Source organism: Nonomuraea antimicrobica (genome assembly GCF_039536965.1).
Lineage (GTDB): Bacteria > Actinomycetota > Actinomycetes > Streptosporangiales > Streptosporangiaceae > Nonomuraea > Nonomuraea antimicrobica.
The window spans coordinates 23,416-36,323 of the sequence record NZ_BAAAZP010000224.1 but is presented as its reverse complement, the minus strand read 5'-3'; the positions used below and the strand labels follow the sequence as shown (position 1 = coordinate 36,323).

Below are 12,908 nucleotides of genomic sequence, written 5' to 3'. Positions count from 1 at the left end.
GTGCGCGGCCGGCGGGGTGGTTCAGCGCCGTGGCGTTGCCCGCCGAAAACCGCACACGTTCACGGGCAAGTCGTCAGGCGCGACGGCCGGTGCTGCCGGGGGCTGCGGCTTTCCGCTGCATACGAGGGCCTCCGGCAGGAGGCTCAGCAGGCCCAGGGCGGCCAGTGCCGCGCCGAGCCAGAGGGGGGCCCGCAGGTCGAAGGCGTCGATCGCCAGGCCGCCGACCGAGGAGCCGATGATGACCCCGAGCGTGATGAAGGACGAGTGGACCGTGTTGACCAGTGGCCGGGCGTTGGCGGTGCGCTGGACGCGGGTGGCCATGGCGGGGTTCATGGTGACGCCCACCAGGCCGACGCCGAGCATGAAGGCCACCGCGGGGAGGGTGAGGTGGGCCAGCAGGGCGAAGCCGGTCAGGAAGAGCAGGTTCAGCGCCAGTCCCCAGACTTGGACGCTGATGGTGTGCCGGTCGGCCAGCCGGCCGACGACGGTGTTGCCGATCACGGTGGCGGCGCCGTACGCGATGAGCAGCAGCGGCACCGTGTCCTGGCCGACTCCGGTGACCTGGGTGAGGATGGGGCTGAGGTAGCTGAAGGCGGAGAAGGTCGCGCCGATGATGAGGGTGCTGGTCGTCAGTACGAGCCACAGCTTGGCGTTCCTGAAGACCTTCAGCTCCTCGCGGAGTTCGGGCCCGTCGGCCCCGGCGCGTTCCAGGCGCGGTACGCCGATGAGCGTGGCGACGGCGGTCAGCACGGTGAGTGCGCTGATGGCCCAGAAGGCGGCCCGCCAGCCCAGGTGTTCGCCGATCAGGGTCGACAGGGGGAGCCCGAGCAGCGTGCCGACCATCAGCCCGTTCAGGACCATCGCGATGGCCCGGCCGCGGACGCGCTCGTCCGTGAGCTGGACAGCCAGGGAGATGGCCACCCCGAAGAACGCCTGTGAGGCGACTCCGGTGATCACTCGGGCGACCATCATGACCGGGTACGACGCCGAGACCGCCGCCAGCACGTTGCCCACCAGGAAGATCACGAAGAGGGCGGTGAGCGCCGGTTTGGGCCGCAGCCGCGCCACCGCGACGGTGAGGAAGGGTCCGCCCACGGTCATGGCGACGGCGAAGGCGGTGATCAGGTAGCCGATCTGCGGAATGGTGGCGCCGAGTCCGGCGGCCATCTGCGGCATCAGTCCTGCGACGGCGAATTCGCTGGTCACCATGGCGAAGATGCCGAGGGCCAGCAGATAGACGGCACGGGGCAAGGTGGTCGCTCCTTAGCGAGGATTTTGCATCGAACGGTGTAGAACCAGGGCACGCGAAGCCCGCCCGGGCTCCGGGGAGGGTGTCAGGTGAGTGCGTCCATGGCCGTCGCGGCGATGGACTCCAGCACGGGACGGTCGGCGCCGCCCTGAGCGGCGACCCGGATGCCCGCGATCACGGCGTTGACGAACCGGGCGAGCGCCTCCGGCGTACGGGCCGAGGTGATGTCACCGGCCGCCAGCCCGGCCGCGATGACGGCCCGCAGCGAGTCGAGCCGCCGGGCCAGGTCGCGATCGAGCAGCAGGGCGATCTCCGGGTCACGGCCGGCGAGCTCCACCGTGGTGTTGACGGTCAGGCAGCCGCGGCCGTGGCCGTCGCGGTAGGAGTCGGACTCCAGCTCGACGATCGCGGCGAGCAACTCGCGGACGCGCTCGGCGGGCGGCCGCCGCGGGTCCTCCAGGATGCGCGCCTGGTTGGCGGCGGTGGCGTCGACGTAGCGGGTCAACGCACGCCTGAACAGCTCGTGCTTGCTGGTGAACGCGTTGTACAGGCTGCTGCGGTCCAGCCCGACGGCGTGGCACAGATCCCGGGTCGAGGTGGCCTCGTAGCCGTACGCCCAGAAGAGGTCCATCGCGGTGGCCAGCACCTGATCCTCGTCGAATGTCCGTGGTCGAGCCATAGGGGCACACTAGCTGTTTTGCATCGGTCGGTGCAATACGTCGGAGACGGGCGGCGGTCCGCACTGTGGACGCGTCCGCCGCTGGTACGACACCGCCGCCACCCCCACGCTCACCCCCCATCCCCCGAACCCGGCCAGCCCGACCACCACCACCCACGCGCCGATCCCGCCGGAAGCGGCCGGCTCGGCCCCCGACACCAGCAACGCGAGCGCGACGAACGGGTAGAGCCCCAGGCTGGTGGCCCCCAGCCAGGCCGGTACGAGCGGTATCCACCTGGGCACCCGCCGCCCGCCCAGCACCGGCACCCAGCGCGGGAACACCTGCCCCCACCGGTGCACCAGCGCGACGCTCAGCACGGCCCCGGCCAGCGCCAGGACGGAGGTGAGGTCGATGCCCAGCCGCCCGAGCACCGAGCCGGCCCCGGACCCCACGGTCAGGTCGGGCCCGGCGACCCCGGCGATCGGCAGTCCGAGCGCCCAGACCGTCTTCATCACGATGTACGGCACGAAGGCGACGGCACCCAGATAGGCCGTCCACCGCACGGCGAAGCTCGCCCTGCCGGGCTCCGGGTAGGTCCGGCCGGTGACGGGACCGCCGGGATGCGCGTACCCGCATCGTGCGCACGCGCCGCGAGCCGTCCGCGTCCGCACCAGAGCGGCGCCGGTGAACAGCGTCGCGCCCGCCACGCAGTACAGGCTGACCAGCAGCGCGGGCCAGTCTTCCACGCGACCCGTGGCCAGCGCGGCCACCGCCTGCATGACCAGCCCGAACGTGCCCAGGACCGGTACGGCGACGGCCGGCCACAGAACGGACGGCCCACCCCTGGCGGCCACCGTGGTCGCGACGGCCAGCACCACCAGCGTCCACCAGAAGGGGCCGGGGAGATCGAAGCTCGGCAGCGGCCTGCCGTGCTCGCTGCCCAGTGCCCACGACAACGTCAGGACCACCAGGCCCAGCCCCCACCCGGTCGCCGCGCCCGGCACCCAGCGCGGCCATGTGCTCATCAACCCCATGCCCTCATGCTCGCGGGCCCGCCCGCGCCGGCCCTCCTACCGGGGGACGGTCTCACGGCTGCTGCGAGCGCAGTACGCGGTCAGGGGTGACGCGGGCGTACCAGGCCGGTTTCGTAGGCGAGGACGACCAGTTGGGCCCGGTCGCGGGCGCCCAGCTTGGCCATCGCCCGGTTCGCGTGCGTCTTGGCCGTGAGCGGGCTCATGCGCAGGCGTACCGCGATCTCCTGGTTGGACAGGCCGGTCGCCACCAGCGTCATCACCTCGCGCTCGCGGTCGGTGAGCGCGTCGAGATCCGGTGGCCGCGGGCCGGGGTGCGGGCCCGCGGCGAACGCGGCGATCACCCGCCTGGTGACCGAGGGCGACAGCAGCGCGTCGCCGGCCGCGACCACCTCGAGCGCCTTGAGCAGGTCCGCCGGCTCGACGTCCTTGACGAGGAAGCCGCTCGCGCCCGCCTGGAGCGCCGCGTAGACGTTGGCGTCGTCGGCGTACGTCGTCAGGACCACCACGCGTACGGCGGCCAGCTCGGGGTCGGCCACGATGAGCCGGGTGGCGGTGAGGCCGTCGATCTCCGGCATCCGGATGTCCATGATAAGCACGTCGGGGCGCTCGTTCCTGGCCAGCGCCACCGCCGCCCCGCCGTCGGCCGCCTCGCCCACGACCCGGAACCCGGGTGAGCCGTCGATGATCAGCCGGAACCCCTTCCTGACCAGCGCCTGATCGTCGGCCAGCCCGACCCTGATCACGCCGGGTCCACCGGCAGCCGGGCCAGCACCCTGAACCCGCCGCCCGCCGCAGGTCCCGCCGTCACCGAACCGCCGAGGTCCGCGGCGCGGGCCCGCATGCCCTCGATCCCGCACCCGCCGCCCGCGCCCTCCTCGCGGGGCCTGACTCCGCCCTCGTCGGTCACCTCCACCGTCAGCTCGGTGCCGTACCGCACGCTGACCTCGGCCGTCGCGCCGGCGCCCGCGTGGCGCAGGGTGTTGGTGAGCGCCTCCTGGACGATCCGGTAGGCGGCGTGACCCACGGCGGCGGGCACCGGGCCGTCAGGTCCTTCGCGGGTGATCGTGACAGGCAGCCCGGCGTCCCGCATGGCCGCCTCCAGCGCATCGAGCCGGTCCAGGCCCGGTGACTCGCCGTGCAGCCATCCCAGGGTGGCCTGCAGTTCGCGCATCGCCGTACGGCCGGCGTCGCGGATGGCGGTGAGCGTCTCACGCAGCTCGGGCGACCTGCCCGCGCCGTCCCCGAGCAGGTGCAGCGCGGCGGCGGACTGCACGGCGATACCGGTCACGCTGTGCCCCACCACGTCGTGCACCTCACGGGCCAGCCGCTCCCGCTCCGTGGCCAGCCGCTCCCGCTCCCTGGCGGCGGCCTCCTCGCGACGCGCGGCCACGGTCTCGCCGATCAGCAGCGCGACGCAGAACAGGGCCAGCCACGTAACGGTGAAGATGAGCCGGGCCGATGTCGCAGGAGCGGGCCAGAGCGCGGCCCCCGCCACCACCAGCAGCGCACCGGCGGCAGCGGACAGCCGACGCCGGCGAACGGCCGCCGTGTACACGCCGACCAGCGCGGGAACGCAGGCCGCCAGCGGCAGCCCGCCGTACGCGAGCGCCCCGCCGAACGCCCCGCACGTGAGCAGGACCGTGGCCACCGGCCACCGCTCGCGCCCGGGCAGCGCCACCGCTCCGAGCAGGGCGAAGGCCAAGGGGACGGCGTCGCGCCGGGCGGGGTCGAGGAGCGACGCGACCGCCACCGCTCCGGCCAGCAGCAGGTCACCGTCGGCGAACCCCAGTACCCGGCGAAACAGGACCACCGGCCCAGCGTAACCACAGGGATTCGCGCACGGGCGTCCCGTTACCGGAGTCCTGCCCTGCACCGCCCGGGAGGACCGAGGTACCGCGGCGGAATCCGTCCGGCGGCCGAGGAACCGGACCACGACGGCCAGCAGGCTGGAACTCGGAGCGCGGGCCCGGACCTTCTGGGCCCGGATCGGAGGTGGTGGGGTGGCGTGGCTGGCGTGGCGGACACTGCGGTGGCATCCGGGCAGCCTGATGGGCACGCTCGTCACCTTGGTCGTCGCGGCGACCGCGATCGGCGCCCTGTGGTTCGTCGTGGACTCCACGGATCGGCAGGAGGTCCCGGTGGAGCGGTACGCCGGGACTCCGCTGGTCGTCGGCACCAGCGGGGGCGGCATCTCACCAGGGCTGGCGGCGACCGTGGACGCGCTCCCCGAGGTGGCGGCGGCGGTTCGTGATCTCAGCTTCCCCGCCGTGCTGTTCGTCCGCGGGACTCGGCCGCGGATGCCCGGGGACCAGCGTCCCTGGCCGTGGGGGCACGGCTGGTCGAGCGCGCGGTTGACGCCGTTCGAGCTGACGGAGGGCCGGCCGCCGTGGGCCCCGGGCGAGGTGGTCATCGACGCGCGACTGGCCGCCGTGGCCAGGACCGGCGTCGGGGACCGGGTCGAGGTCGCCGTGTCGGGCACCGTGCAGGCGCACGAGGTGGTCGGCGTGGCGGCGGCGCGGGCGGCCTGGCGGCACCAGTCGGCGCTGTTCTTCTCCGACGACCACGCCGCCGACCTGTCGGGACGTGGCCTGCGGGCCGACGCGCTCGGCGTCCACCCCCGGCCGGGGGTCGGCGTGGAGGCGCTGCGGGCGGCCGTGACGCGGGCGGTGGAGCCGTACAACGCACCCGGACTGCGGATCGCGCGCGTCGCCGTCGGCGCGGATCGCGGCGGGCAGGAGAACAACATCGTCGTCGCCGAGGGCTTCAACACCCTCTGGTTCCTGGTGTGGGTCACCGCGCTGGTCTCGGCGGGCATGGTGGCGGCGGCCATGGGGCTGTCGGTCCGCCGCCGCGGGATGGAGATCGCCGTCCTGCGGGCCGTGGGAGCCCGTCCCGGGCAGATCCGGCGCATGCTGGTGGCGGAGGCGGTGCTGCTCGCCGTGGTCGCCACGTTGGTGGCGATCCCGCTCGGGATGCTGCTCGCGCCCGCCGTCGTGGCTCGTTTCCGCGACTTCGGCACGGTGAGCGTGGCGTTCGAGGTCGGCTACCACCCGCTTGCGATGTGGTGGACGTTCGCGCTGACCCTGGCCATCGCCCTGGTGGCGAGCCTGGCCTCGGTACGCCGCGCGCTGCGGATCCGGCCGGGGGACGCGCTCGGCGAGGCCCCGGCGGAGGGCAGGCGGCTCGGCAGAGGACGGCTGGCGGCCGGTTCGACGCTGCTGGCGGGGGCCGGCGTCCTGTCCGCCGTGCAGGTGTGGAAGCTGGTCGCGGTCGGCGGCGTCGCCCTGATGGGCCTGCAGTTCGGCACGCTGTGCCTGGCCGTGGCCGGGGTCGGGCTGGTGGCCCCGTGGGTCGTGCTGGTGTCGGGCAAGCTGGTGCGGGGCGTGGTCGCCCGGTTGTCGCCGGTGGCGGGGTTCCTCGCCGTCGCCAACGTGGTCTTCAACCATCGCAGGTTCGCCGGAGCGGTGGGGTCGCTGGCACTCGGCGTGACGCTGGTCGGCACGGTCGTGGGCACGCAGCTCTTCTACGACTGGCGGACGGCCGCGCACGCCGTCGAGGACGTCCGCGCCGACCACGTGCTGCGGCCGTCGGCGGGACAGGGCGCGCTCTCGGAGGAGTTGCGGCGCCGCGTCCTGGATCGCGACGGCACGTCCGCCGCGGTCGGGATCGCTTCGATGCCGGTCGCCGTGTCCGTGGAAGGACGGCCGCCCGGCCAGGACCCGCCGCCCGCCACCGCGACCCTGGTCACTGGAGACATCACGCGGGTCCTCGACCTCTCCCTGCGTGGCCGGTCTCCCGGTGACCTGGGCGAAGGCGAGGTCGCCGTCAGCGAATCGCTCGGGGCCGAGCTCGGGTCGCTGTTGCGGGTCCGCATCCCCGGCGAGGCCCAGGACGCCCGCTACACGGTGGTCGCGGTCTACGCCGACACCGCGGAGCTGGGGTCGGTGTCGCTGCCCGCCCAGGCGGTCGCCGGCACCAATCTGCCGTCGCGGCAGCACGAACGGATCTACGTGCGCGGCGCGGACCCCGGCCCGCTCGCGGATCCGCGCGTGCCCGTGGAGTCCTTCACCAAACAGGAGTACTTCTGGCAGATGAGCGAGGAGAGCGCCCAGCGGAACCGCACGTTGCCGTACGTCTCCCTGCTGGTCGCGCTGCTCTGCCTGGTGGCCGCCATCAACAGCCTGTGCATGGGGCTGCTCGACCGGCGGCGGGAGTTCACCGGCCTGCGGCACCTCGGCACGCGCCGCCGCCAGGTGATGAGGATGGCCTGCTGGGAGGGCCTGTTCACCGTGGCGCCCGTCGTGGTGCTGGCCCTGGCCGTGACCGCCTGGGTGACGTTCGTGCACGCCGTGAGCGAGCCCGGCGGGGCGGCGGCCACCTTGTCCCTCATCCCCTTCGACTGGCTGGTCCCGCTCGGCGCGGGCGCGCTCGCCGCCGCGATGGCGGGATCGCTGCTGGTCGTACGCGCGGCACTGCGAAACGAAAGGCACGGCACGGCATGAACGAGATGAACGGCGGCATGGAGCCCGCGGTGCGCCTCGACGGCGTCGGCAAGGTCTACGGCACGGGCGGCTCGGCGGTCACCGCCCTGCGCGACGTCAGCCACACCTTCGCGCGGGGCTCGTTCACCGCGGTGATGGGGCCGTCAGGCTCGGGCAAGACCACGATGTTGCAGTGCGCGGCCGGACTGACCCGGCCCACGTCGGGCACCGTCAGCGTGGGCGGCGCCGACATCACGCGGCTGGGCGAGGCCGAGCTGTCCGGCCTGCGCAGCCGGCGGATCGGGTTCGTGTTCCAGTCGTTCAACCTGCTCCCCGCGCTGACCGGGAAGGAGAACATCGAGCTGCCGCTGCGGCTCGCGCGTCGCCGGCCGGCGCCCGGCCGGGTGGAGGAGCTGGCCGGCCGGGCCGGGATCGCCGAGCACGTGCACCGCCGCCCGCACGAGTTGTCCGGCGGGCAGCAGCAGCGGGTGGCCATCTGCCGGGCGTTGGTGGCAGGGCCGGAGGTGGTGTTCGCCGACGAGCCCACAGGCAACCTGGACGCCAGGTCCGGGCGGGAGATCCTCGGACTGCTGCGGCTGGTGGTCGTCGAGCTGGGGCAGACGGTCATCATGGTCACCCACGACCCGGCCGTCGCCTCCCACGCCGACCGGGTGCTCTTCCTCAGCGACGGGCAGGTGGGCGAGGTGCTGGAGGGCCCGACGGCCGAGGCGATCGCCGCCCGCCTCGGAGTCCGCTGAGGCCCTCCGGGTGCTGCCCGGTCATCCGGCGCCGGTGGTGTTGAGGGAGATGAGTGCGGTGGCGCCGTCGGCGACGACCAGGCGCTGACCGGTGCCGCCGGTGAGGTGGTTGCCGACGCACTGGCCGCTGGGGCCTTCGAAGCGGCCGACGTAGGGGGCGTTCGGCATGTCGAAGTGGTTGCCCTGCACGATCGCCCCTGGGCCCCTGATGCGGAAGGCGGGGGCGGTGGCCGCGATGAAGCGGCAGTCGGTCAGTGACAGGCGCGTGGCGTCCGGCGCGGCGTTGAGCACCAGGGCGGCGGCGCATTCGCGGACGGCGACGCCGGTCAGCGTGATGTCGGTCCCGGTGATGAGGATCGCCTCTGGCGAGTGGGCGTTGCGGTGGCCGAAGGAGCCGCCGGACAGGCGATTGCGCCATCCTGCGCACTGGATGGCGCGGCCGTCGGCGGCCGGGCCGGTCGTGTGACCGAAGTGGAAGTCCTCCACGGCGCAGTCGCTCACGCCGGCGTCGAAGAAGATCAGGCGGCGCGCGGTGGTGCCGCCGCGGATGCCGCGGACGTGGCTGTCGCGCACCCGGCGGATGAAGTTGACGAACGCGCCCGCGCCCTTGGCGTCACCGCAGTTGATGTTGTCGAAGCGGACGCGGTGGGCGTTGGAGACGACGATGTAGTTGTATCCGCTCATGACGCAGTCGATGTTCGTGAAGGTCAGGTTGGACATGTCGGCGCCTTCGAGGTCCACCGCGGGCGGCGCCCCGTTGCGGTAGCGCAGGCCCTCCGTCTGGCCTTCGACGCTGATGGCGGCGTGCGTCGAACCCGGCTCGGTCGCACTCGCGTAGATGGTGACGTCGCGGCAGTGCACGTTGTGGCAGTGGTACTGGAAGGTCAGCGCCTTGCGTCCGATGCGGGAGAAGTACATGTTCTCCACCCACACGTCCCTGACGAAGGAGCCGCCGAGGCCGTTGTCGTTCGCCTTCTCGCGGGTGTCCAGATGCAGGCCCGACACGTGAACGCCGCGGACCACACGGGAGGGCGCCGCTTCTGGACCGCTGGTCTGGCCGGGGTCGGTGGGAGGCTCTCCGTGGATGCCGATCAGGGCTCCGGCTCCGCCCTCTCCCGAGAAGAGCGTGATCTTCGATCGGTAGCCGTCGCCGTACCAGGTGGTGCCGTCCCTGGTGAGGGAGATCTGCCGGGTGCAGCGGTAGGTGCGGGACGTGCCGGGCACGTAGATGACCCGATCGAGGCGGGCGGCGGCGTGCAGCGCCTCGGTGTCGTCGGCGCCGGTGCTCGTGCTCTCGTCGTAGTCGCCCTTGGCGCCCAGGGCCCTGACCGAGACGACGTCGTCGGCGATCTCCCACCAGGCGCCGTCGTTGGAGCGTAAGTGCCAGCGGTCCGGCGTCGCCGGGGCGGCGGACAGGCGGCGATAGGTCGCGCCGCCGCCGTCGCCGGGCGTAGCGTACCCGTCCGTGCGCAGCGCGACGTACTGGGCGGCGATGTCCTGCCCGGCCACCTGGGCGGCAGAGGGGACCTGGAGGACGGCGCCGTCTGCCGCGGCGGCGCGGGTGGCGGTGGCGGTGGGCAGGAGGGCGCCGGTCGCTCCTGCCCCGGCGTAACCGAGCATTCTTCTGCGTGACACGGGAACTGCGGGCATGAAACGTTCTCCTTCGAAAGTCGTGAAAGTCAGCCGGCTCGTTTCAATGACAACGACATTCCGCATTACCGCAGCGGCAGCGTAGTCCGGTCGCTTGAAAGGCCGCTTAAATGGCGTTGAAATGACAGGAGACCGCAATGGGCTCGGCCCGGGAGGCGTGCGGGTGGCCTGGTCAGGTGCGGCGCTGGAGCACGTCAGGGGTGATCGGGATCGGGCTGGTGTCGATGGTGCGGCGTTCCTCGGAGGTGATGAGGCCGAGAGCGTGCAGGATCGCGGCCGATTCGCGCCAGTGGCGGCGCGCTTCGCCGGGGTCGCCGATCTCGTGCCAGGCCAGGCCGAGGCCCCAGCAGATCTCCGCGGTGCGGTAGTCGTCGAGCAGGCCGGTGTCGCGGAGGGTGCGCATCGCCTGCCGGTGAGAGGCGATCGCCTGATCGAGCTTGCCCGCCAGCCGGTAGGCCTCGGCCAGGTTGCCCCGCGCGCTCACGCCGTCCGCGACGGCTCCCGTCTCCTCCAGCAGCGCGATCGAACGGGTGTGCGCGTCGACGGCCTCGTCGAAACGGCCGACGCGCTGGTAGGTCAACCCGAGATTGCTGAGGTTCACGCCTTCCTGCCAGCGATCGGCGGCTCTGTGGGCCAGTCGCAGCGCGCTCAGGTGGTGCTCGACGGCCTCGTCGAAACGGCCGACGCTCCGGTAGGCGCTGCCGATGTGGTCGAGCACCGCCGCCTCCCGATGGTGCCCCCCGATCCGCCGGTAATCTTCCAGCGCCTGACGTAGATGGGCGACCGCGCCACACGGGTCACCGAGCAGGAACCGCGCCCAGCCGAGGTCACTGTGGATGACCGCCCGGTGGAGGGGGTCCCCGGTGTGTTCGGCCGCCCGCGACGCCGACTCGCCGAGTGAGAGCAACCTCAGCCAGCGGCCCTGATCGATCAGCAGCGGCGCGAAGGTGGCGGCCAGGGCGACCGCCGGCCCGGCGGAGGGCGTCCGCGCGGCTTGCGCGATCAGGGCCAGGACGTTGTCCTCCTCGGTGGCGACCCACTCGCGCATCTCCTCCGCCGTCGCGGGCACCGCCGCGGGACGGGGCAACGACTGCGGGCCGAGACCGAGGCGCCACGAACCGCGCAGACCGCGGCCCTCGCCCTTCCTCAACCGGGCCGCGCCGCGTGCGGTCTCCAGATAACAGTGCATGACCCGCTGGAGTGCCAGCCGCCTGGACTGCTCGCACTCCTCCGCCACCGCGCGCTCCCTGGCGTACAGGTGCAGCAGATCGTGCAGGCGGTAGCGGTCTCGGGCGTGGTTCTGCACCAACTGCGCGTCCACCAACTGCTCGAGCAGCTCGCGTGCCTGCTCGACGGGCAGATCAGCCAGCGCGGACGCCACCGGCAGGCTGACGTCGGCGACGTCGATCAGCCCCAGCAGGCGGAACATTCGCATCGCCGCGGAGCCGTGCCCGTCGTCCAGCAGGTCCCGATAGCTGCCCTCGATGCTGGCGCGCACCGCGCGGTCGCCCGCCTCGAGAACGTCGAGCCTTCCCCGGTCCGCCGCCAGCCGCCCGGCCAGCCCGGCCACCGACCAGTTGGGCCGGGTGGTCAGCCGAGCCGCCGCGAGGCACAGCGCGAGCGGCAGGCCGCCGCAGAGCCGTACCACCTCGGCCGCGGCGGCCGGATCGGCGGCGATCCGGTCGGCGCCGAGGAGATCGCTCAGCAGGGCGCGGCCCTCGTCTACGGCCAGCACGTCCAACGGGACGCGCAAGGCGCCCTCCAAGGAGGTGAGCCGCCTGCGGCTGGTGATCAGCACCGCGCAGGTCGGGCTCCCTGGCAGCAGCAGCCTCGCCTGCGAGGTGTCCCGGACGTTGTCGAGCACGATGAGGATGCGCTTGCCGTGCACCATCGACCGGAACCGGCCCGCGGCCTCCTCGGCGTCCGTGGGCACGACCGAGTCGGCGACCCCGAGCGAGCGCAGGAACCGGCCGAGTGCCTCGACCGGCTCGACCGGGTCCATCTGGGAAGTGGAACCGTGCAGGTCGATGTAGAGCTGGCCGTCGGGGAAGTGCCGGGCGACGGTGTGCGCGACGTGGATCGCCAGCGACGACTTGCCGATCCCGCCGATGCCGCTGATCTGGCATATCTTCGGCCCGCCGGTCTCGTCGCCGCCGAGCAGGTCGCGGATGAGGCCGATCTCGTGGGCCCGCCCGGCGAACGTCCCCAGCCGGGCCGGCAGTTCCGCGGGCACGGGCACCGGTCTGCGCGGGGTCACAGCCTCGCCGGCCGGCGCCGCGGGCTCCGCCACCGTGACCTCGGCCTGGAGGATCCGTTGGTGCAGCGCCTGAAGGGCGTCGCCAGGCTCGATCCCCAGCTCCTCCACGAGGAGCGCGCGCACGCCCCTGAACACCTCCAACGCCTCGGCCCGCCTGCCGTCCTGGTGGAGCGCGGTCATCATGAGGTACGCCGGTCGCTCCCGGAGCGGATGCTCACTCATCAGCATCACGACCTCGGCGAGCACCTCGCGGTTCCGGCCGGCCCGCAGGCTCACCGCGAGGCGTTCCTCGACCGCCGCCAGCCGCTCCTCCTCCAGCGCCCCACCGATCGCGTCGTGCAACCACGGCCCCGCCACACCGGCCAGCGCGGGCCCCGACCACAGCTCCAGCGCCCGGCCGAGCAGGTCGACGGCCCGCGCAGGCGCAACGTGCCCCGCCTGCCGGACAAGATCGCGGAACCGGAACAGATCCACCCTCGTCGGATCGACGTCCAGGCGATAACCGGGCGGCGTCGTGACCAGCCCGATGTCGGAGACGCCGGAGAGTATCCGCCGGAGCTGGGACACGCCCCCCTGGATGGTGTTGCGCGACGTGACCGGCGGCGGCCCCTGCCCCCACACCGCCAGCTCCAGCCGCTCCACCGAGACGACCCTGTTGGCCTCGATCAGCAGCATGGCCAGGATGGAACGCTGCTGCGCGGTGGTGGGCCCTGCCGACCTGCCGCCTTGCCAGACGCCGACGGGCCCGAGGAGCCGAAACGTCACCTCATCCACTGTCTGCCCGCGGATAACCCCCTCCAGAGCAAATCGCCGAGACGTT

General features: G+C 73.0%; 9 protein-coding genes. 2 read left to right on the top strand and 7 right to left on the bottom strand.

Annotation, left to right across the window (positions count from 1 at the left end; translation table 11 throughout):
• Positions 1-21: 21 nt before the first annotated feature.
• The 5 genes from ABD844_RS47690 to ABD844_RS47670 form a co-directional block, all read right to left on the bottom strand.
• Positions 22-1,251, bottom strand: a complete 1,230-nt coding sequence (locus tag ABD844_RS47690; protein WP_344894903.1) for an MFS transporter — start codon at positions 1,249-1,251, stop codon at positions 22-24.
• An 83-nt stretch (positions 1,252-1,334) separates the two neighbouring features.
• Positions 1,335-1,928 (bottom strand): TetR/AcrR family transcriptional regulator, encoded by a 594-nt coding sequence (locus ABD844_RS47685; protein ID WP_344894900.1) that lies wholly within the window; start codon positions 1,926-1,928, stop codon positions 1,335-1,337.
• Between the two features lie 9 nt (positions 1,929-1,937).
• Positions 1,938-2,933 carry a hypothetical protein gene (locus ABD844_RS47680; protein ID WP_344894897.1) on the bottom strand — a complete coding sequence of 332 codons (996 nt, stop codon included), beginning with the start codon at positions 2,931-2,933 and terminating at the stop codon, positions 1,938-1,940.
• Positions 2,934-3,022: 89 nt separating this feature from the next.
• Positions 3,023-3,685: a response regulator gene (locus ABD844_RS47675; RefSeq protein WP_344894894.1), complete on the bottom strand. Its 663-nt coding sequence runs from the start codon at positions 3,683-3,685 to the stop codon at positions 3,023-3,025.
• Entirely contained in the window at positions 3,682-4,752 is a 1,071-nt protein-coding gene (locus ABD844_RS47670; protein ID WP_344894891.1) for a sensor histidine kinase, read from the bottom strand. The genes ABD844_RS47675 and ABD844_RS47670 overlap by 4 nt, the downstream gene beginning before the upstream one ends.
• A gap of 190 nt (positions 4,753-4,942) precedes the next feature.
• Between ABD844_RS47670 and ABD844_RS47665 the strand changes: the two genes are divergently transcribed.
• Both ABD844_RS47665 and ABD844_RS47660 read left to right on the top strand, forming a co-directional pair.
• Positions 4,943-7,444: an FtsX-like permease family protein gene (locus ABD844_RS47665; protein WP_344894888.1), complete on the top strand. Its 2,502-nt coding sequence runs from the start codon at positions 4,943-4,945 to the stop codon at positions 7,442-7,444.
• Positions 7,441-8,181, top strand: a complete 741-nt coding sequence (locus ABD844_RS47660; protein WP_344894885.1) for an ABC transporter ATP-binding protein — start codon at positions 7,441-7,443, stop codon at positions 8,179-8,181. The genes ABD844_RS47665 and ABD844_RS47660 overlap by 4 nt, the downstream gene beginning before the upstream one ends.
• 21 nt (positions 8,182-8,202) lie before the next feature.
• Here the strand turns inward: ABD844_RS47660 and ABD844_RS47655 are convergent, their stop codons facing one another.
• Both ABD844_RS47655 and ABD844_RS47650 read right to left on the bottom strand, forming a co-directional pair.
• The gene (locus ABD844_RS47655; RefSeq protein ID WP_344894882.1) at positions 8,203-9,831 is read right to left on the bottom strand and encodes a hypothetical protein; all 1,629 of its coding nucleotides are present in this window, start codon (positions 9,829-9,831) and stop codon (positions 8,203-8,205) included.
• A 172-nt stretch (positions 9,832-10,003) separates the two neighbouring features.
• Entirely contained in the window at positions 10,004-12,853 is a 2,850-nt protein-coding gene (locus ABD844_RS47650) for an AfsR/SARP family transcriptional regulator (protein WP_344894879.1), read from the bottom strand.
• Positions 12,854-12,908: the final 55 nt, after the last annotated feature.

Bases quoted from the DNA above. Each gene is read 5' to 3' on its own strand.
- ABD844_RS47685 (WP_344894900.1), bottom strand. From the start codon at position 1,928: ATGGCTCGACCACGGACATTCGACGAGGATCAGGTGCTGGCCACCGCG.
- ABD844_RS47655 (WP_344894882.1), bottom strand. From the start codon at position 9,831: ATGCCCGCAGTTCCCGTGTCACGCAGAAGAATGCTCGGTTACGCCGGG.
- ABD844_RS47680 (WP_344894897.1), bottom strand. From the start codon at position 2,933: ATGAGCACATGGCCGCGCTGGGTGCCGGGCGCGGCGACCGGGTGGGGG.
- ABD844_RS47660 (WP_344894885.1), top strand. From the start codon at position 7,441: ATGAACGAGATGAACGGCGGCATGGAGCCCGCGGTGCGCCTCGACGGC.